The sequence below is a fragment of the Thioalkalivibrio sp. AKL10 genome (assembly GCF_000381845.1).
Lineage (GTDB): Bacteria > Pseudomonadota > Gammaproteobacteria > Ectothiorhodospirales > Ectothiorhodospiraceae > Thioalkalivibrio > Thioalkalivibrio versutus.
This window is the reverse complement of the sequence record NZ_KB907143.1, coordinates 410,130-435,966: the sequence shown is the minus strand read 5'-3', so window position 1 is coordinate 435,966 and position 25,837 is coordinate 410,130. Positions and strand designations below refer to the sequence as shown.

At 64.8% G+C, this 25,837-nt stretch carries 22 protein-coding genes; 7 read left to right on the top strand and 15 right to left on the bottom strand.

The window, feature by feature from the left end; genetic code table 11:
* Positions 1–32 precede the first annotated feature (32 nt).
* The 3 genes from G333_RS0107870 to lpxB are packed head-to-tail and all read left to right on the top strand — an operon-like array spanning position 33 to position 3,344.
* Positions 33–1,043 carry a Gfo/Idh/MocA family protein gene (locus G333_RS0107870; protein ID WP_019628139.1) on the top strand — a complete coding sequence of 337 codons (1,011 nt, stop codon included), beginning with the start codon at positions 33–35 and terminating at the stop codon, positions 1,041–1,043.
* Positions 1,040–2,137 carry a DegT/DnrJ/EryC1/StrS aminotransferase family protein gene (locus tag G333_RS0107865; RefSeq protein WP_019628138.1) on the top strand — a complete coding sequence of 366 codons (1,098 nt, stop codon included), beginning with the start codon at positions 1,040–1,042 and terminating at the stop codon, positions 2,135–2,137. The genes G333_RS0107870 and G333_RS0107865 overlap by 4 nt, the downstream gene beginning before the upstream one ends.
* A gap of 40 nt (positions 2,138–2,177) precedes the next feature.
* Complete coding sequence (lpxB, locus tag G333_RS0107860; protein ID WP_019628137.1) at positions 2,178–3,344, top strand: lipid-A-disaccharide synthase; 1,167 nt, start codon at positions 2,178–2,180, stop codon at positions 3,342–3,344.
* Between the two features lie 67 nt (positions 3,345–3,411).
* On the opposite strand, the gene lpxA is transcribed toward lpxB, so the two are convergent.
* The 13 genes from lpxA to rpsB all read right to left on the bottom strand — a co-directional run bounded on the left by lpxA (position 3,412) and on the right by rpsB (position 16,002).
* Positions 3,412–4,194, bottom strand: a complete 783-nt coding sequence (gene lpxA, locus G333_RS0107855) for an acyl-ACP--UDP-N-acetylglucosamine O-acyltransferase (RefSeq protein ID WP_018145584.1) — start codon at positions 4,192–4,194, stop codon at positions 3,412–3,414.
* A complete protein-coding gene (fabZ, locus tag G333_RS0107850) occupies positions 4,191–4,685 on the bottom strand; it encodes a 3-hydroxyacyl-ACP dehydratase FabZ (RefSeq protein WP_018145583.1) in 495 nt (164 codons plus the stop codon). The genes lpxA and fabZ overlap by 4 nt, the downstream gene beginning before the upstream one ends.
* Before the next feature lie 101 nt (positions 4,686–4,786).
* On the bottom strand, positions 4,787–5,800 hold the full coding sequence (gene lpxD, locus G333_RS0107845; RefSeq protein WP_019628136.1) for a UDP-3-O-(3-hydroxymyristoyl)glucosamine N-acyltransferase: 1,014 nt from the start codon (positions 5,798–5,800) through the stop codon (positions 4,787–4,789).
* Positions 5,778–6,293: an OmpH family outer membrane protein gene (locus G333_RS0107840; protein WP_019628135.1), complete on the bottom strand. Its 516-nt coding sequence runs from the start codon at positions 6,291–6,293 to the stop codon at positions 5,778–5,780. Before G333_RS0107840 ends, lpxD begins: the two co-directional genes overlap by 23 nt.
* Positions 6,294–6,325: 32 nt before the next feature.
* Positions 6,326–8,659 (bottom strand): outer membrane protein assembly factor BamA, encoded by a 2,334-nt coding sequence (bamA, locus tag G333_RS0107835; protein WP_369791818.1) that lies wholly within the window; start codon positions 8,657–8,659, stop codon positions 6,326–6,328.
* Between the two features lie 72 nt (positions 8,660–8,731).
* Positions 8,732–10,093, bottom strand: a complete 1,362-nt coding sequence (gene rseP, locus G333_RS0107830; protein WP_019628133.1) for an RIP metalloprotease RseP — start codon at positions 10,091–10,093, stop codon at positions 8,732–8,734.
* The gene (ispC, locus tag G333_RS0107825; RefSeq protein WP_019628132.1) at positions 10,090–11,292 is read right to left on the bottom strand and encodes a 1-deoxy-D-xylulose-5-phosphate reductoisomerase; all 1,203 of its coding nucleotides are present in this window, start codon (positions 11,290–11,292) and stop codon (positions 10,090–10,092) included. The genes rseP and ispC overlap by 4 nt, the downstream gene beginning before the upstream one ends.
* Positions 11,293–11,313: 21 nt before the next feature.
* Positions 11,314–12,150, bottom strand: coding sequence for a phosphatidate cytidylyltransferase (locus tag G333_RS0107820; RefSeq protein ID WP_019628131.1), 837 nt, complete (start codon positions 12,148–12,150; stop codon positions 11,314–11,316).
* Complete coding sequence (gene uppS / locus G333_RS0107815) at positions 12,143–12,892, bottom strand: polyprenyl diphosphate synthase (RefSeq protein WP_019628130.1); 750 nt, start codon at positions 12,890–12,892, stop codon at positions 12,143–12,145. Before uppS ends, G333_RS0107820 begins: the two co-directional genes overlap by 8 nt.
* Before the next feature lie 12 nt (positions 12,893–12,904).
* Positions 12,905–13,462, bottom strand: coding sequence for a ribosome recycling factor (gene frr, locus G333_RS0107810; RefSeq protein WP_018938605.1), 558 nt, complete (start codon positions 13,460–13,462; stop codon positions 12,905–12,907).
* Positions 13,455–14,192: a UMP kinase gene (gene pyrH, locus G333_RS0107805; RefSeq protein ID WP_018145574.1), complete on the bottom strand. Its 738-nt coding sequence runs from the start codon at positions 14,190–14,192 to the stop codon at positions 13,455–13,457. The genes frr and pyrH overlap by 8 nt, the downstream gene beginning before the upstream one ends.
* 103 nt (positions 14,193–14,295) lie before the next feature.
* The gene (gene tsf / locus G333_RS0107800) at positions 14,296–15,165 is read right to left on the bottom strand and encodes a translation elongation factor Ts (RefSeq protein ID WP_018938604.1); all 870 of its coding nucleotides are present in this window, start codon (positions 15,163–15,165) and stop codon (positions 14,296–14,298) included.
* 60 nt (positions 15,166–15,225) lie between these two features.
* A complete protein-coding gene (gene rpsB, locus G333_RS0107795) occupies positions 15,226–16,002 on the bottom strand; it encodes a 30S ribosomal protein S2 (RefSeq protein ID WP_019628129.1) in 777 nt (258 codons plus the stop codon).
* Between the two features lie 244 nt (positions 16,003–16,246).
* On the opposite strand from rpsB, the gene map reads away from it, so the two are divergent.
* Both map and glnD read left to right on the top strand, forming a co-directional pair.
* Positions 16,247–17,032: a type I methionyl aminopeptidase gene (gene map / locus G333_RS0107790; protein WP_018145571.1), complete on the top strand. Its 786-nt coding sequence runs from the start codon at positions 16,247–16,249 to the stop codon at positions 17,030–17,032.
* Between the two features lie 58 nt (positions 17,033–17,090).
* The gene (gene glnD, locus G333_RS0107785; protein WP_019628128.1) at positions 17,091–19,766 is read left to right on the top strand and encodes a [protein-PII] uridylyltransferase; all 2,676 of its coding nucleotides are present in this window, start codon (positions 17,091–17,093) and stop codon (positions 19,764–19,766) included.
* An 11-nt stretch (positions 19,767–19,777) separates the two neighbouring features.
* On the opposite strand, the gene G333_RS0107780 is transcribed toward glnD, so the two are convergent.
* Together G333_RS0107780 and G333_RS0107775 are read right to left on the bottom strand one after the other, a co-directional pair.
* Positions 19,778–20,545 carry an OmpA family protein gene (locus G333_RS0107780; RefSeq protein ID WP_026289504.1) on the bottom strand — a complete coding sequence of 256 codons (768 nt, stop codon included), beginning with the start codon at positions 20,543–20,545 and terminating at the stop codon, positions 19,778–19,780.
* Positions 20,545–21,600 (bottom strand): hypothetical protein, encoded by a 1,056-nt coding sequence (locus G333_RS0107775; protein WP_019628127.1) that lies wholly within the window; start codon positions 21,598–21,600, stop codon positions 20,545–20,547. The genes G333_RS0107780 and G333_RS0107775 overlap by 1 nt, the downstream gene beginning before the upstream one ends.
* 339 nt (positions 21,601–21,939) lie before the next feature.
* Here G333_RS0107775 and G333_RS0107770 point away from each other — a divergent pair, with 339 nt between their 5' ends.
* Complete coding sequence (locus G333_RS0107770) at positions 21,940–22,839, top strand: phosphate/phosphite/phosphonate ABC transporter substrate-binding protein (protein WP_018951930.1); 900 nt, start codon at positions 21,940–21,942, stop codon at positions 22,837–22,839.
* A 192-nt stretch (positions 22,840–23,031) separates the two neighbouring features.
* Positions 23,032–25,824 (top strand): EAL domain-containing protein, encoded by a 2,793-nt coding sequence (locus G333_RS0107765; protein ID WP_018951929.1) that lies wholly within the window; start codon positions 23,032–23,034, stop codon positions 25,822–25,824.
* Positions 25,825–25,837 lie beyond the last annotated feature (13 nt).

Genomic DNA, 25,837 nt, shown 5'->3' with positions numbered 1-25,837 from the left:
CTAGCACACCCCCTCCGGATCCGAGCCTACTCATGTCCCAATCTCCGTTACGCTGCGCCGCCATCGGCGTGGGCCATCTTGGCAAATGGCATGCCGCCAAATACGCCGCGCTGCCGGACACCGAACTGGTTGCCGTAGTCGATGCCGATTCCGAAACCGCCAGCCGCGTCGCGGCGGAACATGGCTGCCGCGCGGAGACCGACCATCGCGCCCTGATCGGTCAGGTCGATGCGGTCTCCATCGCCGCGCCGACCACCCTGCACTTCGACATCGCCCGCGACTTCCTCGAGGCCGGTTGTCATGTTCTGGTCGAGAAGCCGATTACCGCCACCCTGGAGCAGGCCGAGACGCTGAACCAGATCGCCGAGCAACAGGGCGTGGTCCTCCAGGTCGGGCACCTGGAACGCTTCAATGCCGCACTACGCCGACTGACCGAGACCCCGCTGCACCCGCGGTTCATCGAGTCGCACCGCCTGGCGCCCTACAAGCCGCGCGCCACCGACGTGTCGGTCGTGCTCGATCTGATGATCCACGACATCGACATCATCCTGTCGCTGGTGGATGCCCCGCTGACCGAGATTCGCGCCTCCGGCGCACGCGTGCTGACCGGCGACATCGACATCGCCAATGCCCGGCTGGAATTCGCGGACGGCTGTGTAGCCAACGTGACCTCCAGTCGCATCAGCACCAAGTCCGAGCGACGCATGCGCATCTTCCAGTCGCATGCCTACGCTTCGGTGGACTTCCAGAACCGCATCCTGTCGCTGAACCACATTGGCGAACCCGATCCGGAGACGGGAGCCCCTGCGATTCACCGCACGGAGAGTGTCTTCGACGAGGCGGATGCTCTGCTGGCCGAGATCCAGGCCTTTGTCGCCGCCGTGCGCGGTCAGGGACCGGTCGTGGTCAGCGGCCGTGACGGCCAGCGGGCCCTGGAGACGGCCAGCCGCATCACCGACCTGGTCTACGAGAACCTGAACATCATGAGCCGGGCCGACGGCCCACACAGCCACCTCGACGCGAACACAGGAGTCAAGCCGTGATCCCGATGGTCGACCTGCAGCGCCAGTACCAGACCCTGCGCCCCGAAATCGATGCCGCGCTACAGGACGTGCTGGCCGGCGCGCGCTTTATCCTCGGCCCCAACGTCCAGGCCCTGGAGCAGGAGCTCGCCGAGTACCTGGGCGTGGAACACGCGATCACCTGTGCCTCCGGCACGGATGCCCTGCATCTGGCGCTGGCCGCGGCCGGCATCGGCCCGGGCGACGAGGTCATCACCACCCCGTTTACCTTCATTGCCACGGCCGAGGCGATCCGCTATGTCGGGGCCGACCCGGTATTCTTGGACATCGACCCACGCACCTTCAACATCGACCCGGACCAGGTCGAGGCGGCCATCACCGAGCGCACCCGCGCGATCCTGCCGGTCCACCTGTTCGGGCAGCCGGCCGACATGCCGCGGCTGCAGGCCATCGCCGAGAAACACAAGGTCATGATCGTCGAAGATTGCGCACAGTCCTTCGGCGCGACGGTCGATGGCGTACAGACCGGCGCGGCCACCGCCTTCGGCTGCTTTTCGTTCTTCCCCAGCAAGAACCTCGGGGCCTTCGGCGACGGCGGTCTGGTGACCACCAACTGCCCGTCTGCCGCCGATACCCTGCGCCGATTGCGCAACCACGGTTCCAGCGTGCGCTACTACCACGACGAGATCGGCTACAACAGCCGGCTGGACGAGATGCAGGCGGCGATCCTGCGGGTGAAGCTGCCGCATATCGACACCTACAACGCCGAACGCCGCCGGGTGGCGGCACGTTATCGCGACGGCCTGGCCGGGCTGCCGGTCGAAGTGCCGTTCGAGGACGGCATCGGGGTCCACGTCTACCACCAGTACACGCTGCTGACCGATCATCGCGACGCGATCATGGAGGCCCTCAAGGCCGCGGACGTGGCCTGCGCGATCTACTACCCGGTACCCCTGCATCAGCAAAAGGCCTTCGCCGATCTCCCGAACCGGCCGGAATCGCTGCCCGTCACCGAAGACGTCGCCGCGCGCTGTCTGTCCCTGCCGGTGTTCCCGGAACTCGAGGATGCGACCATCGACATGATCTGCGGGAAGATCCGCGCCGCCCTCGCGTGACGCCACGCGACATCGCTTCCACAGGGGGCCTCAATCGGTCATGACGCAGCATGTCGTGATCTGCGCCGGCGAAAGCTCCGGTGACGCACTCGGGGCGGGGCTGGTCCACGAACTCTCGGGGCTGGAGCCCGGTCTCCGCTACACGGGCATGGGCGGGACGCAGATGCGCGCCGCAGGGGTCGACACCCTGATCGACGTCTCCGAACTGGCCGTGGTGGGCCTGGTTGATGTGCTGGTCAACTACCCGCGCCTGCGCCGCCTGTTCCGGCGCATGTGCCAGCACCTGGAGACCCAACGCCCGGACCTGCTGGTCCTGGTGGACTACGTGGAGTTCAACCTGCGCCTGGCCGCCCACGCCCGCCGCCTCGGTATCCGCGTGCTGTTCTATGTCAGCCCGCAACTGTGGGCGTGGCGTTCGGGCCGGATCAAGCGCATCCAGCGCAGCGTGGACGCGATGGCGGTACTTTTTCCCTTCGAGACCGACGTCTACGAGAAGGCCGGGGTGCCAGTACGCTATGTCGGAAACCCGCTTGTGGATCGGGTGCAGCCGCCCCAACAGCCGATTCGCGAACAGCTTGGCCTCGCGGCCAACACGCGCCTGGTCGGGCTTCTCCCCGGCAGCCGCAACGGCGAACTGAAGCGCCACTGGCCCATGCTCGTGGACACCGCCCGCCGCCTCCACGTATCGCACCCGGACATCCAGTTCGTGGCCTCCATGGCGCCGGGGGTCACCACGGAACACTTGGGGGCCCTCGCCACCTGTGACGATCTCCCCGTCCATTTCGTGGGCGGCGACACCGCCACCCACTCCCTGATGGCGGGGGCCAATCTATTGCTGATCGCCTCGGGCACGGCAACCCTGGAGGCCGGTCTGCTCCAGGCCCCGATGCTGGTGTTCTACCGCATGGGCACCCTGAGCCACGCCGTCTTCTCGCGTCTCGTGCGGGTCGAGAACATCGCCCTGGTCAACATCGTGGGCGGCGAACGCCTGGTGCCCGAGTACCTGCAACAGCAGGCCACCGCCGAGCGCCTGGCCCGCGACGCCGCGGATCTGCTCGACCGCCCCGCGGCCCTGGAAGCGATGCGCGATCGCCTGGCGCAGGTGCGCGATCGCCTGGGCAATGGTGGAGCCGACCGCCGCGTGGCCGAAATGGCGCAGGAACTCCTGCACCACGGCCAACTAAGCGACAGCGAGAAGCCGATCTAAGGGCGACGGTTCGTTTGGGAAGCAACCCCTTGGGCAGCACGCAGGGTTCTGTCCCGCGGCGACCGCGTCAGTGCGGACGACCGCCGCGCAGAATGCCGCGACGACTGCCGCGCACGAAACCGATCAGATTGCGCACTTCGGGCACCTCGGTCTCCTCGAACATGGCGTCCAGATGACTCTCGCGCCCGGCGCGTCCACGCATCCCCTGGATGAATACCCGGTGCAGCGCCTGAATGGCGTCATTGGAGAAACCGTTGCGCTTGAGGCCAACCTTGTTGATCCCGATCAGCCGCGCATAGTTGCCGCTCGCCAGGCAATACGGCGGGAGGTCACGGTTCAGCGCCGCACCCATGCTGGTGAAGGCGTAGGTGCCCACGCGACAGAACTGATGCACCAGGGTGAACCCACCCAGCGTTGCGTGATCCTGGATCTCCACGTGCCCGGCAAGCGAAGTGGCATTGGAGAAGATGATGCCGTTCCCGATGGTGCAGTCGTGCGCGATGTGGACATACGCCATGATCAGGTTGTCGTGCCCGATGACCGTCTCACCCAGGCCCTTCTCGGTTCCGCGGTGCAGCGTCACCGACTCCCGAATCACATTGCGATCGCCGATGATCAGCCGCGTGGGTTCACCCCGATAGCTGGTGTCCTGTGGCTCCTCCCCGATCGAGGAGAACTGAAAGATTCGGTTTTCCCGCCCAATCTCGGTCGGTCCATTGATCACCACATGCGGGCCCACCCAGGTATCCGCGCCGATCTTCACATTGGCACCGATGACCGAGAACGGCCCGATCGTCACCGAGCTGTCGATCTCAGCACTCGGGTGGACGTCCGCTCGCGGATCGATCACGCCGGGATTTCCTGACCGGAACACATGAGCTGCGCCGTCGCGCACACGTCGTCGCCCACCTTCGCGACCGCGTCGAAGCGCCAGATACCCCGCACCGTACGCTTCAGATCCACCCGCAGGTGGAGTTGATCCCCGGGTACCACCTGGCGCCGGAAGCGTGCCTCGTCGATCCCGACAAACAGGTATAGCTGCTGCTTGTCCTGGTTCTCGTTACGCGCCTCTTCGGTCTTGAACGCAAGCAGGCCGGTGGCCTGTGCCAGGGCCTCGAGGATCAGAACCCCGGGCATCACCGGCTTGATCGGGAAGTGCCCCTGGAAATACGGTTCGTTGATGCTGACGTTCTTGATCCCCGTCAGATAGCTGCCCGCCTCCCACTCCAGCACCCGATCCACCATCAGGAACGGGTAACGATGCGGCAGGTAGCGCATGATCTCCTGGACATTAAAGTCATCCACGCCGGTGTCCTTTCTCTTGATCTTGTTGTGCCGCATCCGGACCGCTGCGCGGGACGTGCAATACGACGCTCGACTCGGCCTCCCCACACGCGGCAAGGCCAGTTACTACCAGGGCCGATTGATCGCCCCTCGCTTGCCTAACGCGCCAGACGGCGCAGTCGGGCCAGCATGCGATTCCACAACCGGGCCTCTTGATGCGGGACTCCAGAGGCGTAGTGACCCGGACGCGTAATGGAGCGCGTGACCAGGGTCATCGCGTGAATGGTGACGTGATCCACGATCGACAGGTGGCCAAGGATCCCGGCACCGCCCCCGATTGCGCAATGCGCGCCGATCCGGGCACTGCCCGCAATCCCCACACAGCCGGCGATGGCTGTATGGTCGCCAATCTCGACGTTATGGGCAACATGAACCAGGTTGTCGATCTTCACACCCCTCCCGATCCGCGTCGCGCGCAACGCCCCGCGATCGATGGTCGTGTTCGCTCCAATTTCCACATCGGAACCGATCACGACATGGCCCAGCTGTTCGATCTTCTCCCAACCGTGGTCGCCCGCGGGGGCGAAGCCAAAGCCATCGGCCCCGATCACGCAACCACTGTGCAGGATGCAGCGATCCCCCACCGCAACGCCTTCAAGCAGGGTCACACGGGGGTGCAGGAAGGTATCGGCCCCCACCATCACCCCCTCGCCCACCACGCAGTGCGCCCCCACGACACTCTGGGGTCCCACCGTAGCCCCCGCGCCGATCACCGACCCAGGCCCCACGAATGCGTCGGGAGCAACCGAGGACTCGGGATCCACAAACGCACCCGGATGGACACCCGCAGCTCGGGCGCGACGTGACCTGCCCAGCCACTGACTCGCTCGGGCATAGCCCAGGTAGACATCATCCAGGTGGATCAGGGTTCGGGAAGCCGTCGATTTCAGCCCCGCGGCCACCGGTACCAGGATGACACCCGCGGCACTCGCTGCCAGGGCCTCGGCATGACGCCCGGCGTCCGTCACAAAACTCAGATCGCAGGGGCCTGCGGTGGCCAGCGGGCTCAACCCGGTGAAGCGGCGTTGATCATCGCCCGTGAGCTGCCCGCCCAGCGCCTCCGCCAGCTCGCGGGCTGAATACCCGCCGTCAGTCTCGCTGCATTGTGGCAAGGATGTCGTCCGTGATGTCGATCCGGTCGCTGGCATACAGCACGTTGCGCTCGGTCAGGATCAGATCAATGTCGCGTTCCCGGGCGAGATCGACGATGGCATCGTTGATCCGTCGCTGCAGTTTGGCCAGCTCCTCGTTGCGGCGTACGTTCAGGTCTTCGCTGAAGCTCTCCTGCGCCCGCCGGAATTCGCGCGAACGTTGCGAGAACTCCCGCTCCAGATCCGCCCGTTCCGATGGGTTCATCAGGTCCCCGTCACGTTCCAGCCGGTCACGCAGCCGCTGCAGCTCCTCGCGCTCCGCCACCAGCTCCGAATCGCGCGGCGAGAACTCGCGCTCCAGTTCGCGCATGGCATCTTCGGCCTGCGGCGAATCCTCGAGAATCCGGTTCATCGTCACGAATGCCACGTTCTGCGCCCCGGCGACCGCGGGTACCACCAGCCATCCGCTGGCGACGAGAACCACCACCGCGAACCAGGCCACCCCGGATCTCATGACGCCTCCCGATGCGCTTGCATCGATCATCCTCAGAAACTGGCACCCAGCAGGAACTGGAAGCGCTGCAGCTCGTCACCCGGCTGATTGTTGAACGGCTCGGCCACGCTGAAGCTCAGCGGCCCCACCGGCGAGAACCAGGTCACCGCCACACCCGCCGATGCCCGCAACTCGCTGGTATCAAAGTCCGACACATCATGGAACACATTCCCCGCGTCCACAAAGGTACTCATGCGGACTCCATCGTTGTCGGCCGCAAACGGCATCGGGAAGAACAATTCCGCGGACAGCGTAGTCCGGAAACGCCCACCGTAGGGATCATCATTGGAATCGCGCGTCGCCACCTGACCATCGCGGATCGGTCGCAGATCGCCCAGCTGATTGTCCTCGTAGCCGCGGACCGAGCGAATGCCCCCGGCAAACAGCCGTTCGTAGAACGGGACGTCATCCCCTCCGTAACCATCCGCGTACGCGAGCCCGGCGGAGAGGCTGAAGGAGTACCGATCGGACAGCCGGAAGATCTCCTGACCCGAATAGGTGAGCTTGTAGAACTCGCGGTCACTGCCCGGAACCGTGACCTCCAGGCCGACCCGATGACGACGGCCTTGCGAAGCGAAGGTCGTGCTGTCCCGAGTGTCGTGAATATAGCTTGTCTCCAGCTTGTAGAGGTTCGCGGAATCGCCAAATTCGTCCAGCTCGTCGATGATCTCGTCCGGGGTTCCGATACGCGTGCCGGAGCGTTCGACTGTCTCGATTTCGATGTTCTCGAAACCCGGGCGCACCTGAATCCGGTCGAACTCCGACAGCGGAATCCCGTAGGTCACGTCGAAACCAAAGCGGTTGGATGAATACCGCGAGATGTTGGCCTCCTCGGCATCGATCTTGCGATAGAACACGGAGAACCCGCGACTCGCGCCGGAGGGGGTGAAGTGCGGATTGGTGACGCTCATCCGGAACAGCTGGTTGACCTTGCTGGTACTCACCTCGGTGGAGAAGCGATTGCCGGTCCCAAGGAAGTTGTCCTGTGTCAGGCTCGCGGTCAGCAGCAGCCCCTGGTTCTGCGAGAACCCGGCGCCCAGCGACAAGGCCCCGGACTGCTGCTCGGTCACGGTGATATTCAGGTCCACTTCGTCATCGGTGCCGGCGACCCGCTCGGTCTCCACGTTCACGCTCTGAACGAACGGCAGCCGCTGGACACGCACCCGGGAACGTTCGACCAATGCCCCGTTGTACCAGGCACTCTCCATCTGCCGCATCTCGCGGCGATATACCCGTTCCTCGGTGTTCTGATTGCCGGTGATCCGGATGTTCCGAACGTAGACGCGCGGACCCGGGTCGACGAAGAACGTGATCGCGACTTCGCGGTTGTCCTCGTCCACGTCGGGCACCGGGTTCACGTTGGCGAACGCGAAACCCTCCCGGGTCAGGCGTTCGCTGATCCGTTCGGCGGACTCGGTCACCTGACTGCGCGAAAACGGCGCATCGATGTCCACGTCAATCAGGCTTTCCAGCTCCTCTCGCGGGATCACGAAATCCCCGGCGAGATCCACACCCGTCACCGTATAGCGATCGCCCTCGTCGACGTTGATGGTGATAAACAAATCCCGCCGGTCCGGCGTCAGCGTCACCTGAGTGGAGTCGATATCGAACTCCAGGAAACCCTGATCCAGATAATGCGAACGGAGCTGTTCCAGATCCCCGGAGAGCTTCTCGCGCGAGTAATTGTCCCGCCGACTGAAAAAGGCCCACCAGCGTGGCACGCCGGACTCGAAACGCCGGGTCAGTTCACGATCCGAGTAGCTCTCGTTGCCCACCACATTGACCTGGCGGATTTTGGCCACCGGCCCTTCGGTAATGTCGATCTCGATGTCCACGCGGTTACGCGGCAGTTCCACGATCTCCACATCGACCTGCACGTTGTAGCGCCCGCGCGCGAAATACTGCTGGCGCAGCTCGCTCTCGATGCGGTCCAGCATCGTGCGGTTGAATACCCGCCCGGAACGCAGGCCGGCCGAATCCAGCGCCTCGCGCAAGCCCTCGTCGGGGATATCCCGGTTACCGGAAAAATTGATCTCGTTGATCGCGGGGCGTTCCGAGACAATCACAACGAGGACGTCCCCGCGCCGGGCGATCTCCACATCGTCGAAGAAGCCGGTCTGGAACAGCTCGCGGATCACCTCCGGACTGCGATTATCGTCGAAGGTATCCCCAACCTGCACGGGCAGATAACTGAGCGCGGTACCGGCGGTGATCCGTTCCAGCCCCTCGATCTCGATATCCTCGATCTCGTAGGCCTGGCCCCAGGCCGTCCCCGCCAGGCCCAGCAAACCGACCAGGGCCATTCCTCTCAAGCTGTTTCGCGCCATGCTCTCCGCCAAAAAATAGGCCGTTCGGTGGGCTGATTGAGGCACCCGGGATGCGCTCCAGCGTGCCTTCGCCTAACCGAACAGTCGTGTCAAATCATTGTACAGGGCCAGCACCATCAGCCCCGCGATCGCCAGCAGACCCACCTGCTGACCGATTATCTGGGTGCGCTCCGACACCGGGCTGCCCTTCACCGCCTCGGCGGCGTAGTACAGCAAATGGCCGCCATCCAGCATCGGGATCGGCAGCAGATTGATGATGCCGAGCGACACGCTCACCAGCCCGAGAAATCCCAGGAACGCCGAAATCCCGATCAATGCCGAGACCCCCGCAAACTCGGCTATGGTAACCGGTCCGCTGATATTTTTAACCGACGCATCCCCGGTGATCATTCGCCACAGGATGCCCAGTGTCAGGACGGTCACATCCCACGTCCGCTCCGCCCCCGAGACAAATGCCGATCCCGGACCCTGGCGCACCAGTACGGCCATGTCCCGTGCCGCCGATTGATCCGTATCCACGCCCGCGCCGATACGGCCAATGGCCACCCCCTCGTGATCCGTCGCCTCCGGCGTCATACGTAGTTCCAGGGTGCGCCCGTCGCGCTCCACGGTGACCCGCAGATCGGCTTCTGGATGCGCACGCACCACCTCGACCCAGCGATTCCAGTCCGCGACCGGCTCGCCGTCCACTGCCAGCACACGATCCCCGACCTCCAGTCCGGCCGCCGCCGCCGGGCTCCCACCCTCGACGGCACCGATCCGCGGTTCCAGCATCGGCCGATAGGGCTGCAACCCCAGCTTGTCGAGGAACTGCCCCTCTGCCAGCAACGCCTGGCGATCCCGCAGATCCACCTCCCGCTCGATCTCTCGACCGTCCGTGCCGCGCAGCAGCAGGGTGACCGCCTCGCCGCGAACCGCATGGTCCAGCAGGCGCAGGTTGGCCTGCTCCCAGTCCGCCACTTCACGATCGCCCACCCGCAGGATCTCCTGCCCCCGCTCGAGGCCCGCCTCGGCGGCCGGCGTATCCGGCGCTACCTCGCCGAGAATGGGCTTGATCCCGCCCACGCCCACCATGAACATCACGGCGTATACCAGGATCGCCAGCAGGAAATTCGCCGCCGGACCGGCCGACACCACGAATGTACGGGCCCCAAGACCTTTCTGGTTGAAGGCGCGCGTGACCTCCTCCTCCGCCACCGGACCCTCGCGCTCGTCGAGCATCTTCACGTAGCCACCCAGCGGCAATGCGGCAATCACGAATTCCGTCCGGTCCCGCCCGAAGTAGCGCTTGAAAATCGGCCGGCCGAAACCCACCGAGAAGCGCAGCACCTTCACCCCCACCAGACGGGCGGCGAGGTAGTGCCCATATTCGTGCACGGTCACCAGTACGCCAATGGCCACCGCAAACGCCAGCAGGCTCGTCAGGAACGTCATGACAGGACGGGTCGTGCGTTCGCGACATACTCGCTCGCGACCTCGCGAGCCCGCCGGTCCGCCCCCAGGACGCGCTCCAGCGAATCGGCCGCCTCGGCCTCGATCGCCTCCAGGGTCGTGGCGATCACCGCCGGGATCTCGCTGAAGGCCAGGCGCTCTCCCAGGAAGGCATCCACCGCCACTTCATTGGCGGCGTTGAGAACCGCGGTGGCCGTCCCTCCACGCTCCAGTGCCGCGTAGGCGAGACCGAGCGCCGGGAAACGCGCGGCTTCCGGCTCGGAGAACTCCAGCTTGCCCATCGTGAGCAGATCCAGCGGTTCAACGCCCGACTCCATACGCTCGGGCCAGGCCAGCGCATGGGCGATCGGTGTGCGCATGTCGGGGTTGCCGAGTTGCGCGAGCACCGACCCGTCATCGTAGGCCACCATCGAATGCACGATGCTCTGCGGGTGAAGTACCACCTGAATCGTCGCGGGCGCCACGGCAAACAGCCAGCAGGCCTCGATCACCTCGAGCCCCTTGTTCATCATCGTCGCCGAGTCCACCGAGATCTTGCGCCCCATATCCCAATTGGGGTGGGCGCAGGCCTCGTCCGGCGTAATCCCGGCAAAGCTGTCCAGCGGACGGTCGCGAAACGGCCCCCCCGATGCGGTGAGCCAGATACGGCGTGCCCCGTGCGGTGTCACCGACTCGGCACAGACGTAGCCATTGGGAAGGCACTGAAAGATCGCGTTGTGCTCGGAATCGATCGGCAACAGACAGGCACCGGAGCGGCGCACGGCATCCATCAGCAAGGCCCCGGACATGACCAGCGCCTCCTTGTTGGCGAGCAGCACCCGTTTGCCCGCCTCGGCCGCGGCCAGCGTCGGCAACAGCCCGGCTGCGCCCACGATCGCCGCCATCACCGCGTCGACCCGGGGCTCCCGGGCGACCTCCGCCAGGGCCTCCGCACCCGCCCGCACCTCGGTACGCGAACCGACCGCCGCCAAAGCCGTGCGCAGGGCCTCGGCGGCGTCGGGATCGACCATCACGGCCACTTCCGGGTGGTGGGCGAGGCACTGCGCGCGCATGCGCTCCACATTGCAATGCGCCGTCAGGGCATACACGCGGAAGCGTTCCGGCTGACGCGCCACGACATCGAGCGTACTCAACCCGATGCTGCCGGTTGATCCGAGAATGGTGATCTGCGTCGTCTTCATGGGTACCTGCGTCCGTTCGCGCTATGCCGCCACCGGCGGGGCCGGAATCAGCGCCAGCCACAACAACCCGGCCAGGAAAACCGGAGCCGCCGCGACCATGCTGTCGAACCGGTCCAGAATACCCCCGTGGCCCGGCAGCAAGGAACCACTATCCTTCTCGCCAGCCTGTCGCTTCAGGATGCTCTCGAACAGGTCCCCCACGACCGAGACCAGCCCGATCAGCACCGACAGTAGCAGGAATACCATCGCGTCCATCGGCTCGAGGCCCCAAACGGCCGCCACCACGATCGCGAAGGCCAGCACCGTCAGTAGCCCGCCAAGCAAGCCCTCGCGGGTCTTCCCCGGACTGATATGCGGCGCCAGCGGGTTGCGCCCGAACGCCTTCCCGGCGAAATACGCCCCGGTGTCAGCCAGGCCAACCAGCACCACCAGATAGACCACCAGCAACGGCGCCAAGGCATGCAGCCAAACCAGGCCCATTCCCGCCGGCACCAACGTCATGATCGCGGCCACCGCAAAGAGGGTCCGACGGGATGCCGGTGCGGCCGTCTCGCGCTCGCGATAAAACGGCAACAGCAACAGGATCACCAGCCACCACAGCAACACCAGACCCAGGATCAGGTAGTGCAACCCCGCAACCGGCGCCAGACCGAGCGCAACCACGGGAACCACCACGGCCGCCACCAGCGCACCGCGTGCCAACGGGTTTTCGAGCCCGACCAGTCCACCCCACTCCCAGGTCGCCAACCCGAGGACCAGCGCGACCAGCGCCAGCACCGCCCAGTTCGGGCCCCAGGCCACCAGGGCCAGCGCCGGCAAACCCAGCGCCGCGGCGGTCAGAATCCGTTGTTTAAGCACTCGGCACCTCCCGCGCACTTGCCTCGGCGGCTCCGGTCACGCAGCCGAAACGCCGCTGGCGACTCGCATACCACGCCAGCCCCTGTCGCAGATCATCGGCTGTGATGTCCGGCCAGAACGTCTCGATGAAGAGCAACTCGGCATACGCCGCCTGCCACAGGAGGAAATTGCTGATGCGGCGTTCGCCGCCGGTGCGGATCAACAGATCGACGTCCGGCATCCCGGCCGTGCTCAAATAGCCGGCGAAAGAAGTCTCGGGATTCGCCCCTTCATCGCCGGCGGCCACCCAGCGGCGGGCCGCCTGCAGGATGTCCCAGCGGCCACCGTATCCCAGCGCCACGACAACCCGCATCGCTTCGTTGGCGGCAGAGGCCTGCTCGGCTTCCGCCATCCGCGTCTGCAGATCCGACGGGAAGCTTGCGCGATCGCCAATAAAGGTGAGCGCGATGCCGCGCTCGATCAGTTCCGGGAGTTCCGCCTCGATGGCGGACACAAACAGATCGAACAGTGCCTCGACCTCTTCGCGCGGGCGGCCCCAGTTCTCGCTGCTAAAGGCGAACAGCGTCAGGGTGCCCACGCCTTGTTCGGCGAAAAACCGCACGGCATGCCGCGTCGCCTCCAGCCCCGCCCGGTGGCCTTCGGAACGACTCAGACCTCGGGCCTCGGCCCACCGCCCGTTGCCGTCCATCACGATGGCCACGTGCGCCGGGAGCGCCTCGCTGGGTGAAGTAGTAACCGGCATCGCCTGCGCCGGTCAGACTTCCATCAACTCGGCTTCCTTGTCCGCAAGCATCGCGTCGACCTTGGTGATGTGGTCGTCGGTCAGCTTCTGGATCTGATCCTGCGCCTTGTGCTCGTCGTCTTCGGACATCTCCTTGTCCTTGACCAGCTGCTTGAAGGCGTTGTTGGCATCCCGCCGGATATTGCGCACGGCCACCCGCGCATGCTCGGCCTCAGCCCGGACGACCTTGACCAGGTCACGGCGGCGTTCCTCGGTCAGCGCCGGCAGCGGAACACGGATCGTCGTCCCCATGCTCGCCGGATTGAGTCCCAGATCCGAAGTCATGATGGCCTTCTCGATCTTGCCTACCATATCCTTCTCGTACGGGACCACGGAGAGCGTGCGTGCGTCCTCGGCATTGATGTTCGCGACCTGGTTGATCGGCACATCCATGCCGTAGTACTCCACATGCACATGTTCGAGCAATGTGGGGTGCGCACGGCCGGTTCGAATCTTCGATAGCTCGTTGCGCAGCGCTTCCAGGCTCTTGTCCATGCGTTCGCGCGCATCTTTCAGGGTGGCGTCACTCATTACGGGCTCCCTCGACCAAGGTGCCGACCGCCTCGCCCATCACGAGCCGTTGCAGGTCGCCCTTGGCAAACATGTTCATTACACGGATCGGCAGGCCATTGTCTCGGCACATCACCAGGGCCGTGGTATCCATTACGCCCAGACGCTGTTCCAGCGCATCGTCGAACGTCAGCCGCTCGTAGCGTCGGGCATCCTTGGTGGTCATCGGATCGGCATCGTAGACCCCGTCGACCTTGGTCGCCTTGATCATGATGTCCGCGTTGATCTCGATCGCTCGGAGGCTCGCCGCGGAATCCGTGGTGAAGAATGGATTGCCAGTACCGGCTGCAAACACCACGATGCGCCCCTTTTCCAGGTGGCGTACCGCACGCCGGCGGATGTAGTCCTCGCACACCTGGTTGATGCGGATCGCCGACATCACCCGGGAAAAACGCCCGGCGCGCTCGATCGCATCCTGCAGCGCCAACGCATTGATCACCGTTGCCAGCATGCCCATGTGGTCGCCGGTCACCCGGTCCATGCCGCCTTGTGCCAGACCCGCACCGCGGAAGATGTTGCCGCCACCGATCACGATGCCGACCTCGACCCCCATGCGGGAGAGCTCCGAGACCTCTTCGGCCACCTGCGCCAGGACATCCGGGTCAACCCCGTAGGATTGCTGACCCATCAGGGCCTCCCCACTCAACTTCAGAAGGATGCGCCGGAACGCGGGCTGGCTGTCCTGACTCATGGGGTTCCTTATCTCGGGCTCGGTTGTTCTCGCTTGCCAGTTTTTTCTGGCCCTTTTATCCGGAAGCGGCCGCATCAAGCGGCCGCCCCGGAGTCCTTCTGGATCAGGCGCCGCGCGCCTGAGCCATTACCTCTTCGGCAAAGTTCTCGGTCTTCTTCTCGATCCCCTCGCCCACCTCGAAACGGATGAAGCCGGAGACCGAAGCACCCTTGCTTTCCAGCAGCTGTGCGACCGTCTGATCGGGATCCTTCACGAACGGCTGGCCCACCAGGGTGATCTCGCCCAGATACTTGCGGATACGCCCCTCGATCATCTTCTCGATGATGTTCTCCGGCTTGCCCGATTCCTCGGCCTGGGCCTTGAAGATCGCACGTTCCTTGTCGAGCATCTCGGTCGGCACCTGACTCTCGTCGATGCACACCGGATGGCTCGCCGCGATATGCATCGCGATATCCTTGGCCAGCTGCTCGTCACCACCGTTGAGGCCAACCAGCACGCCAATCCGGGCACCATGCTGATAGAAACCCAGCGCACCTTCCGCGGTCATGCGTTCGAAACGGCGGACCTGGACGTTCTCGCCGACCTTGGCGATCAGCTGAGTACGCTGCTCTTCCAGGGTCTGACCCTCGACGGTCTCGGTCATCAGGCCTTCCACCGAATCGGCGGCGGTGTTCAGCGCCACATTGGCGCAGGCGCTGGTGAAGGCACGGAAGTTGTCGTCATTGCCGACGAAGTCCGTCTCGCAGTTGATCTCGACGATCACCGCGCGCGAACCGTCGCTGGCAATCTCGACGCGACCTTCGGCCGCGACACGATCCGCCTTCTTGTCGGCCTTGGCCATGCCGGACTTGCGCATTGCCTCGACCGCCGCTTCCAGATCGCCGCCGGTTTCGGTCAGGGCCTTCTTGCATTCCATCATGCCGGCGCCGGTGCGCTCGCGCAGTTCTTTTACTTGTGCAGCAGTAATCTGCATCGTTGCTTGCTCCTGAATCATGCTCGAGCCGGCCGCCAGCGTGGCGACCGGCTCCTGTTATCAAGCGGGGTTGGCGGGCGACGCGGTGTCGGGGGCGTCAGTCGTTGCAGCGGCCGGCTCGGCGGCTTCTGCTTCGCCCATGCCACCCGTGGTCACCGCACCCTTGGCCTCCATGATGGTATCGGCGATCGCAGCCACATAGAGCTGAATCGCACGCATCGCGTCATCGTTGCCCGGGATCACGTAATCCACGCCTACCGGGGAATGGTTGGAATCCACCACGGCGACGACCGGAATGCCGCGCTTCTTCGCCTCGGCCACCGCAATCTTCTCGTAGCCGACGTCGATCACGAACATCGCATCGGGCATGCGGTTCATGTCCTTGATACCGCCCAGGCTGCGATCCAGCTTGTCCTTTTCGCGGCGACGGCTCAGGGCCTCGCGCTTGTTCAGGACCTGGAAGCTGCCATCGGCGTCCATCGTCTCGAGGTCCTTCAGGCGCTTGATCGACTGCTTGACGGTGTTGAAGTTGGTCAGCATGCCGCCCAGCCAGCGGTGGCTCACGTGCGGCATGCCGCAACGGTTTGCCTCTTCGGCCACCACGTCGCGCGCAGAGCGCTTGGTGCCGACGAACATGATCTGGCCACCGTCGGCAGCGATCTTGCCGAGGAAGTTCAACGCATCGTTGAACATCGGCAGGGACTTCTCGAGGTTGATGATATGAATCTTGTTGCGTTCCCCGAAGATGTACGGGGCCATCTTGGGATGCCAGTAACGCGTCTGGTGGCCGAAGTGCACACCGGCCTCCAGCATCTGTCGCATAGTCACGAGGGACATGAGTTTTCTCCTGTAACGGGTTGAGCCTCCACGCATCCCGATCTGAAACCCGAACCGAATCTTCTTCGAGGGCGGGCACCCGACAGATCGTGCCGATGCGTGTGTGGATTAAGGTTTCGGGAGTCGCCCCGCAAAAGGCGGCTTCCGGCCCCGCCGAATTGCCAGCGAGGCGCGCGCTTTATAGCATAGGACACTTACCCGAACCAAACGCCGAGCCCCTCCGGGCGCCGCGGCGGGAGCCCCCATGTCCGTTTCCATCAAGACCCCCGAAGAGATCGAACACATGCGCGTCGCCGGCCGCCTGGCCGCCGAAGTCCTCGAGATGATCGAGCCCCACGTGCAAGCCGGCGTGACCACCGGGGAACTGGACCGGATCTGTCACGACTACATTGTGAACACCCAGGACGCGATCCCGGCCCCACTCAACTATCGCGGCTTCCCAAGGTCGATCTGTACCTCGGTGAACCATCAGGTCTGCCACGGCATCCCTGGGGATCGCAAGCTGAAGAACGGCGATATCCTCAATATCGATATCACCGTAATCAAGGACGGCTTCCACGGCGACACCAGCCGCATGTTCGTGATCGGCAAGGCCGGTATCCAGGCCCAGCGGGTGATCGACGTGGCACGTACCAGCATGTACCTCGGCATCCAGCAGGTTCGCCCGGGCGCAACGCTGGGCGATATCGGCCACGCGATTCAGGTGTACGCCGAGGCACAACGCTGCTCCGTGGTGCGCGAGTTCTGCGGCCACGGGATCGGGCGCGGCTTCCACGAGGATCCGCAGGTCCTGCACTATGGCAAGCCTGGCACCGGCATGACCCTGAGAGAAGGCATGTGCTTTACCATCGAGCCGATGATCAATGCCGGCCGCCGCCACACCCGCATCCTGGCGGATGGCTGGACCGCCGTGACCAAGGATCACAGTCCGTCGGCGCAGTGGGAACACACACTGCTGGTCACCGCCGACGGATACGAGATCCTGACCCTGCGCAAGGACGAAACCCCACCGCAGGAGATCGCGGCCTGATCGAAGGCCATCACGCCTTTTCCCCGCCGATTCGAACCGCCCAACCTACGGAGCTCCAATGAATCCTGCGGGCAGCACCCCCGGCGAACTCGATACTCCGGCCTTCACCCCCGGCTGGGGCGAGGACTACCAGCGGCTGAGCCGCAACCCGGGGAACATCGCCCTGTTCCGGGACCGGCGCCGCGCCATCCTGGAACAGCAATACCAGGGCTTTCGCGACGGCATGCCGATCGCCGAGCTGATCCATGGCCACGCCCGGCGCATCGACGAGCTTCTCAAGCTGATCTGGGCCCAGAAGGGCCTTGCGGATGACGACCAGCTATGCCTGATCGCGGTCGGTGGCTATGGCCGCGGCGAACTGCACCCGGCCTCCGATATCGACATCCAGATCATCCTCGAGGGCGAACATGATCCCGCCCTCTTCGACCGGATCAGCGACTTCGTCACGTTCCTCTGGGACATCGGCATCGAGGTCGGGCACAGCGTGCGCAGTATCGACGACTGCACCCGCGAGGCGCGCGACGACATCACCGTCGCGACCAACCTGATCGAGGCCCGCTACCTGGCCGGCCATCTCAGCCTGTTCAACGACTTCCGCGGCGCCATCGAGCCCGACCGCATCTGGGACTCGCGCAGTTTCTATGCCGCCAAGCTGGCCGAACAACAAGCCCGCCATCGGCGTTTTGGCGAGACCGCCTACCGCCTCGAGCCGAACGTCAAGGAAGGCCCCGGCGGCCTGCGCGACATCCAGATGATCGGCTGGGTCACCAAGCGTCATTACGGCGCCGAGCGCATCGAAGAGCTGGTGTCACTGGGCTTCCTGCGCGAGGGTGAGTTCCGCGAGATGATGGAGGGCCAGAACTTCCTCTGGCGGGTACGCTTTGCCCTGCACATGCTCGCTGGCCGCCGCGAGGACCGCCTGCTTTTCGATCTGCAGCGCCAACTTGCCAACACCTTCGGCTTTGTCGACCAGAACCACAACCGGGCGGTCGAGCAGTTCATGCAGCGCTACTTCCGCACCATCAACGATCTCGAGCGGCTGAACGAACTGCTGCTGCAGCACTTCAACGAGGCCATCCTCGACGATCCGGAAGCCCTGCAGGACCCCATACGCATCCACCAGCGTTTCCAGGTCCGGGGCGGCTACCTCGAGGCGGCGCACGATCAGGTCTTCATGATCTATCCGCCGGCGCTGCTGGAGGTCTTCCGCCTGCTCCAGGAACACCCGGAGATCCAGGGCATCCGCGCCTCCACCATCCGCCTGATCCGGGCCCACCGCCACCTGATCGATGGGCACTTCCGCCGCAATCCGGTGTGCCGCGAGCTCTTCATGGACATCCTGCGCGCCCCGCGCGGGATCACCAGCCAGCTGCGCCGCATGAACCGCTACGGCGTGCTGGGCAATTACCTGCCGGCCTTCGGGCGCATCATCGGACGCATGCAGTACGACCTGTTCCACGCCTACACCGTGGACGAGCACACCCTGAACGTGGTGCGCAACGCGCGGCGCCTGGCGCTGCCCGAGTTCGCGCACGAACAGCCCCTGGCGCACCAGATCTACTCCGGACTGGTGCGCCCCGAACGTCTGGTGCTGGCCGCCCTGTTTCACGACATCGCCAAGGGCCGCGGGGGTGATCATTCCGAGCTGGGGGCCCACGATGCCCTGCATTTCTGCCAGCATCACGGCCTGTCGGACGCGGATGCCGGCCTGGTTGCCTGGCTGGTGCGTTCCCACCTGCTGATGTCGCTGACGGCCCAGCGCAAGGACATCTCCGACCCCGAGGTCGTCATGGGTTTCGCCCGCGAGGTGGTCACCCGCGAACGCCTGGACTTTCTCTATCTGCTGACCATTGCCGATATCCGCGGAACCAATCCAGAGCTGTGGAACAGCTGGAAGGATTCCCTGCTCCAAACCCTTTATCACGCCACCCGCAATGTCCTGGACCGGGGTCTGGATACCCCGCCGGACATGGACGAACAGATCCGGCAAACCCGCACCGAGGCACTCGCGTTAATCGAACAACAAGGCTTCGATACCGATCAGGCTCAGAAGTTGTGGGACGAACTGGACGACGAATACTTCCTGCGCCATTCCGCCGACGAGATCGCCTGGCACGCCCGGGCCCTGCTGCCACTCCCCCCGGACGCCCTCCCCCTGATCCTGGTGCGCCCGAAGACCTCGCGCGGGAGCACGGAGATCTTCGTCTACGCCAGCGACCATCCCCGGATCTTCGCGCGCATCACCAGCGCCCTGACCCAGTTGGGACTGGACATCGTGGACGCACGGATCATCACGACCGCAGCCGGCCGCACGCTGGATACCTTTCTGGTTCTCGAAAGCGGCGGGGGCCAGACGGTGGATGCCGGTTATCGCTCCGAAGAGATCCGCCAGAGCCTCGAACGTGAACTCGAACGCGAAGGGACCATCCCCAACCCGGCCTCACGCCAGCTTCCACGCCGCCTCAAGCACTTCGACGTGGATACGCAGATCGAATTCGAACCCGCTGCGGGCGGCCAGGCAACGCGCATGCGGCTGCGCGCTTTGGACCGACCCGGCCTGCTGTCGACCATCGGGCATGTCCTTGCCGAGCAGGGAATCGACGTGCGCACTGCACGCATCGCCACGGCCGGGGAACAGGTCGAGGACAGTTTCCTCCTCAGCCGCCCCGGCCACGCGGCGCTCGATGACGAGGATCAGGCCCACCTGCGCAAGGCCCTGCTCGGCGCCATCTGACGGCAACCGGGTCAGCGGGCGCGAGCCTCCAGAGGTCGGGGCCCTGCCTCGTCGGACGCCGCCCCCGCGCCCAGCAGGCGCGCCTCGAAATCGGTCAGGACACTGAACTCGACTCGGCGGGATGCCCGACGATCCTCCTCGCCGCGCTCGTCCAGCACCCGGCGTGAAGAGGACAACCCCACGGCCGCGACCCGCGAGCGGAACCAGTCCGCGTCCTGCAAGGGCTCCAGCTGATAAGCATATTCCAGCACCGCGCGCGTGCGGCGCTGGCTAAGATCCATGTTTCCGAAATAGGCCTCCAGCGCATCGTCGCTGCCGGCCCACTCGCTGGAGGTGTGGCCCTCGATCCGCACCTCCCGAATGACCTCGGCGAACGGACGCAACTGTTCCGCGTAGCGCGGCATGAAGTCCTCGAGAATCGCCTCGAAGCGCGGCCGGATGCGTGCCGAACTGCGCTCGAACAGGACCTCCGGCTCGCGAAAGCGCAAGGTCAGGCTGTCGCGGTCCAGTTCCGCGTTCCAGCGCGGCAAATCCTCGCGAAACTCCTCCTCCAGAACCGAATAAATGGCCGCGCGCAAGGCGGCCGCCTCGTTGCGAACCTCGGTATGCACCGCGCTCTCGCGCTCCACCTGAACCATGTGCAGCAGCGCGAGGAACAGGAAGATCATCATCAGCGCGGCCATCAGGTCCGCCACCGCCAGCCAGTGCGAACCCTGGTCGGCCTCGTTTCCCGCGGCCATACCTTGTCGCCGACGGCGGCGCGCCAACCAGGAAAACATCAGTTACGCCCGCCCGCGGAGGCGATGGCGGCGGAACGTTCCCCACCCCAGCGCGTCTCCGCCGCGAGCCCTGCCTGGACGGCATTCTCGATACTCTCGAGCATCGCCTCCAGCCGTGCGTCCATCGCCGGGAAGGCCTCGGTGGCACGATCCCGCAGGGCCGCAATGCTCCCCAGCAGGGCCTCCAGTTCCACCGTCTCGCGCCGCAGACTGGAGAGCGTCGACTCCTGATCCTCCACGTGCCGGGTGATCTGCAAGGCCTGCCCGGTCATGCGCTCCAGGGTCTGCTCGGTCTGTTCGACCCCGGCACGGGCCTGGTCGAAGGCCCGATGCAGGGTGTCCATCTGCTCGCGATACTGATCCTGCCACTCCACCAGGCGAGCGACCGAGTCATCCAGACACCGGAAGTTCTCGCCAAACTGTTCACCCAGGCGATCGTTGAAATCGTGGATCACCCGCTCCAGGGCCTCTACCAGGTGTCCGCTGCTCATCTCGGTGATGCGCTCGGCCATGCCATCGAGCGCACCGGTCAGTTCGCGGTGTTGTTGCTCCAGCCGGGCATCCAGGCGCTGATCGAGGGCCCGCACCGCCTCCACTACGGCGAGCGAGGCATCCCGTTGTTGTGCCGCCAGGTGCGCATTATCCAATGGTGCATCCGACGCACCCTCCGCGGACGGTTCGGGGGATGCCGCCGGTGCGGGTACCATCACCTGAACCATCCGCAACACCGCAGCCAGCAAGATGCCCACGATACTGGTCACAAAGGCCAGCTTGAGCCCCTCCAGCAGGGCCGGGATACTGGCCTCCACCTGTCCAGCGTCAAAATCCAGCAGCCCAATGGCGACCCCGAGGAAGGTGCCGAGAATCCCCACGGTGGTCAGCAGCGCCGGCGCCGCTCCCTGCAGCGCCTCCGCTCGACGCAGGGCCGTCGCCATCAGGGCCACCAGGAACAGCCCGAACAGCAACAACGCGAACAAGCCAATCACGCTTAATGGACTGAGCCCCTGCAACGTGGCCAACAGCGCCTCGGCAATCCTTTCGAATATTCCGGTCATCTCTTCTCCTGTCGTACCATGAGTACGCTCTTGCATCGCCGTCTTCATTCCAAGCAAGAAAGAAGCCAGTGCAGGCAAGGCTGGCACCAGGCCGCACCCGGCGCCCGGCCGACCAATTATTGACGCCCATGGAGCGGAAGCGCGCTGCCCCCCCAGAGAGGCGTCACTTTATTGGCTACCCTGATAACCGGTTTCTGGTTCTGGGAAACATCCGTGCAGTCAGCCAAGCACGGATGCACCCCAACCTCACACCGCGCAATCCACAACCTGTACATAGGCCGGCACACAGACATGTTCAGAGTCCGACTAGGTCGACGACCCTCCCCGGAATTACCCCTCTTGTCCAAGGGCTCCCGGGCCGCAGTGTCCTGCCTGATTCTGATGCTCGTCGCTCTGGCGCCTGCACACGGAACGGAAACACGCCTGCTGGGCATCCAGCCGTTTCTTAGTGCTCCAGCTCTCTTCGAGCGCTACGCGCCGCTGCGCGACTGGCTTGCCGAGCAACTCGGGGTGCCCGTCCGAATCGAGTCGGCACGCACACGCGACGTTTTCCACGGCAGAATTTGGACCGAACGCTACGATCTCGTGTTCACGTCACCGCACGTTGTGCCTTTCTTGATCGAGGAGACGAATTATCGAGCTGTAGCGGCAACCCGGGACCGTTTGGCGATCCTGGTCGCCGTAATACCGGAGGCACGGTTCAACCGCATCGAAGACTTGGCGAACAGCAAAATCGCCGCACCGTTCGAGGAAAGCCTTGCAGCCGCGTTCCTGAACCACATGCTCTCGAACCTTGTTTGGCCGGACGGATCATCACCCCCGACCGTCCGGCACCACCATCACCACAGTGGTGCCATCACCACATTTCTGCGCGGAGAAGCAGAAGCCCTGGTCCTGGTCACGGACGGCGATCTGATCGATGATCAACGTCGTGACGAGAGTGCGCAGACGCTGATGTCGCTGCACGATGGAACGCTCGTTCGAATCATTTCGCAATCACCTAGTTTTCCGGGCATGACCCTCCTGGCCCGCGAAGAAGTGCTTGCAGGTTTACCGGACCTGGAGGACCAGCTGATCCGCATGCAGGACACACCCCATGGCCTGGAAGTACTCCGAGCCATCCGCCACCGAGGATTCGTCGCGATCGAGGAGACCGACTATCGCCCTTTTCGTCAAAGCGCCTTTGGAAGGGAATTACCTTCCCTTGGAGACGCAAAGAACGACCAAGGGAAGCACTAATTTGCGTGACCTTGATGGGCATCCGCCGGCCAGCCCCGGTAGAATGGCAAGTTTTGCATCAATTCCCGTCCCACCATCGAAGACTGGCGCGTACGCGCCCCGGATGCCCTTCATGACTCGCCGCGGCCCGGCTCCAACCTGCTCTGGCCCAATCTCGGCCTGCATCGTCCCACAGGCGCCGGCGCCCCCCGCATGCGTCTGAATTTCGCCTGGCAGATCATCATCGGCACCGTCGCGATCCAGGTCGCGATGGTCGCAGCGCTGATGTTCAGCGGCATCTCCCAGGTGCAGCAGAACCAGTCGCAGATGCTGGAACGCTTTGCCGAGCAACAGGGCCGTCTGCTCTCCAGCGCGTTGACCCCCGGGCTCGCCTATGCGGATCCGGCGATGCTGCAGGACCTGCTCGAACTCGTCGCGGACGACTCCAATGTCCTCTATGCCGTGGTACTCGATGCCCAGGACCAGCCGATGGCGTCGGTGGGCATCTCGCCCGACACCATCCCGGAACGCGCAGACGGCACGCGAACCACGCCCGGGCAGATCGAGATCCTGCGCGACATTGAGCTGGCCGGGCAGCCACTCGGGACTCTGGCGGTGGGCTATTCCACCGATGCGATCGACGCCCTGTCCGCCACCCTCCTGCAGCGCAACGTCCTGCTGGCGCTGGGCGTGCTCGTGTTGTCCATGCTGGCCGCGGTGGTCTTCAGCCTGGTTATTACTCGCCGCCTGCGCCTGCTGAACCAGGGCGGCAAGGCGTTGCAGGGCGGTCGTCTGGACCACCGCATCCCGGTGCGCTCGCACGACGAATTCGGCGACCTCGCGCGCACCTTCAACGATGTCGCCGCCCATCTGGGGTCCACCCAGACCACCCTGGAACAACAGAACCAGCAACTGAACCGCTCGGTCGCACGCCTGGAGTCCATGCTCGGCGGTGCCAACGCGATCTTGTGGGAGGCTGATCCGCGCACCCACGAATGGGAGTTCGTGTCCGGCGACACCCGTCGTCTGCTGGGCTTCCCGGCCCACAACCTGGGCCGGGGCGAGCTGCGCGCCCGGCATATCCACCCGGCCGACCTGCCGCGCGTGCAGAATGCCGCCCGCGAGAGCCGGACCAGCCCGCGCACGGTGGACTACCGCTTCGCCCATCGCGACGGCCAGTGGCTGTGGCTGCGAGACATCCTCTCCTGGGCCCGTGACGCGGACGGCCGGGAGAGCCTGCGCGGCCTGACCCTGGATATCACCACCCACCGACGCACCACCGATGCACTGGCGGAAAGCGAGAACCGCTACCGCGACGTGGTGGACCACATCTCCGAGGTCATCTTCCGTACCGATGCCGAAGGCCACTGGACCCTGCTGAATCCAGCCTGGGAGGCCCTGACGGGGTTCAGCGTGGAAGAGACTCTGGGCCGCCCGCTGTGCGACTTTGTAGCCCCCGAGGACCACGACGACGCCCATAGCTTCTGTGCCACCCTCCTCGAAGGCGGCTCCCATTCCCAATCCGAGGAGATCCGTCTGCGCACCCGCGACGGTGACATCCGCTGGGTCAGCATCTACGCCAGTGCCCGCTTCGATGACCACGACCAGGTGATGGCGACCTTCGGCACGATGACCGACATCTCCGATCGCAAGGAGGCCGAAGACGAGATCCGGCGTCTCGCCTTCTTCGACGGGCTGACCCAACTGCCCAATCGCACCCTGCTGCACGACCGGCTGGGTCAGAGTCTCGCCAATACCGAACGCACCCGCCTGCATGGCGCATTGCTCTTCATCGATCTCGACAACTTCAAGGACATCAACGACACCCTCGGCCATGCAGTCGGCGATGACCTGCTACGCCAGGTCGCCGAACGCATGCTGAACTCCGTGCGCGAGGCGGACACCCTCGCCCGCCTGGGGGGCGACGAGTTCGTCATCATCCTCAACGATCTGCACCCGGACCAGGCACGCGCGGCGACCCAGGCCGAGGCCGTGGGTCGCAAGCTCATCGAGATTCTGCGCGATCCTTTCAAGCTGGCGGGACAGAGGCGGCACGTAACGCCCAGTATCGGTGCCACGCTGTTCAGCGGCCGCAATCTGAGCGTGGAGGAGATCCTCAAGCAGGCGGACCTCGCCATGTACCGGGCCAAGAACGCCGGGCGCAACACCGTGCGCTTCTACGACCCCGAGCTGCACCGCGCCGTCGAGGCCCGATTCGAGCTGGAGAGCGAGCTTCGCCACGCCCTGGATCAGGATGCCTTCAGCGTGCACTACCAGCCACAGGTGAACACGTCGGGCGCGGTCATCGGGGCCGAGATCCTGCTGCGCTGGAAGCACGCCAGCCGCGGGATGATTTCGCCCGCCGAGTTCATCCCCGTGGCCGAACAGACCGGTCTGATCGTCCCGATTGGCCGCAAGGTGCTGCGCGCGGCCTGTGAGCAGCTGGCTGCCTGGAAACACCAGCCCGCCTTTCGGGACCTCACCCTGTCGGTCAACGTCAGCGCGCGCCAATTCCGGCACAAGTACTTCGTGCGCGATCTCGCCCAGACGCTGGAGGCTACCGGCGCCCCGGGGCACCGCCTGAAGCTGGAGCTGACCGAGAGCATGCTGCTCGAAAACGTGGAGACCGTCATTGCCCACATCGAGGAACTTCGGAGCTTCGGCATCGAGTTCTCTCTGGACGACTTCGGGACCGGCTACTCCTCTCTCGCCTACCTCAAGCGACTGCCCCTCGCTCAGCTGAAGATCGATCAATCCTTCGTCCGCGACGTCCTGGACGATCCCAACGATGCCGCGATCGCCCAGATGGTGGTCAACCTGGCTCACACCCTCGACCTGGACGTCATCGCCGAAGGTGTGGAGAACGACCAGCAGCGGGCCTTCCTGTTCGGCCTTGGCTGTCGCCACTTTCAGGGCTACCTGTACGGCCACCCCGACACGCTGGCAGAACTTGAGGCCCTGGTACTGCGCCAGAACGACAACGGAAATCCCGCAGCCCACCCCTAACCGTTCGTATTCT

Coding starts and splice junctions, on each gene's coding strand:
- G333_RS0107780 (WP_026289504.1), bottom strand. CDS start 20,545: ATGTTTTCCTGGTTGGCGCGCCGCCGTCGGCGACAAGGTATGGCCGCG.
- fabZ (WP_018145583.1), bottom strand. CDS start 4,685: ATGCGGCACAACAAGATCAAGAGAAAGGACACCGGCGTGGATGACTTT.
- G333_RS0107775 (WP_019628127.1), bottom strand. CDS start 21,600: ATGACCGGAATATTCGAAAGGATTGCCGAGGCGCTGTTGGCCACGTTG.
- map (WP_018145571.1), top strand. CDS start 16,247: ATGTCCGTTTCCATCAAGACCCCCGAAGAGATCGAACACATGCGCGTC.
- uppS (WP_019628130.1), bottom strand. CDS start 12,892: ATGCCGGTTACTACTTCACCCAGCGAGGCGCTCCCGGCGCACGTGGCC.
- pyrH (WP_018145574.1), bottom strand. CDS start 14,192: ATGAGTCAGGACAGCCAGCCCGCGTTCCGGCGCATCCTTCTGAAGTTG.
- G333_RS0107765 (WP_018951929.1), top strand. CDS start 23,032: ATGCGTCTGAATTTCGCCTGGCAGATCATCATCGGCACCGTCGCGATC.
- rpsB (WP_019628129.1), bottom strand. CDS start 16,002: ATGTCCCTCGTGACTATGCGACAGATGCTGGAGGCCGGTGTGCACTTC.
- tsf (WP_018938604.1), bottom strand. CDS start 15,165: ATGCAGATTACTGCTGCACAAGTAAAAGAACTGCGCGAGCGCACCGGC.
- lpxB (WP_019628137.1), top strand. CDS start 2,178: ATGACGCAGCATGTCGTGATCTGCGCCGGCGAAAGCTCCGGTGACGCA.
- glnD (WP_019628128.1), top strand. CDS start 17,091: ATGAATCCTGCGGGCAGCACCCCCGGCGAACTCGATACTCCGGCCTTC.
- rseP (WP_019628133.1), bottom strand. CDS start 10,093: ATGACGTTCCTGACGAGCCTGCTGGCGTTTGCGGTGGCCATTGGCGTA.
- bamA (WP_369791818.1), bottom strand. CDS start 8,659: ATGGCGCGAAACAGCTTGAGAGGAATGGCCCTGGTCGGTTTGCTGGGC.
- frr (WP_018938605.1), bottom strand. CDS start 13,462: ATGAGTGACGCCACCCTGAAAGATGCGCGCGAACGCATGGACAAGAGC.
- ispC (WP_019628132.1), bottom strand. CDS start 11,292: ATGAAGACGACGCAGATCACCATTCTCGGATCAACCGGCAGCATCGGG.
- G333_RS0107840 (WP_019628135.1), bottom strand. CDS start 6,293: ATGAGATCCGGGGTGGCCTGGTTCGCGGTGGTGGTTCTCGTCGCCAGC.
- G333_RS0107870 (WP_019628139.1), top strand. CDS start 33: ATGTCCCAATCTCCGTTACGCTGCGCCGCCATCGGCGTGGGCCATCTT.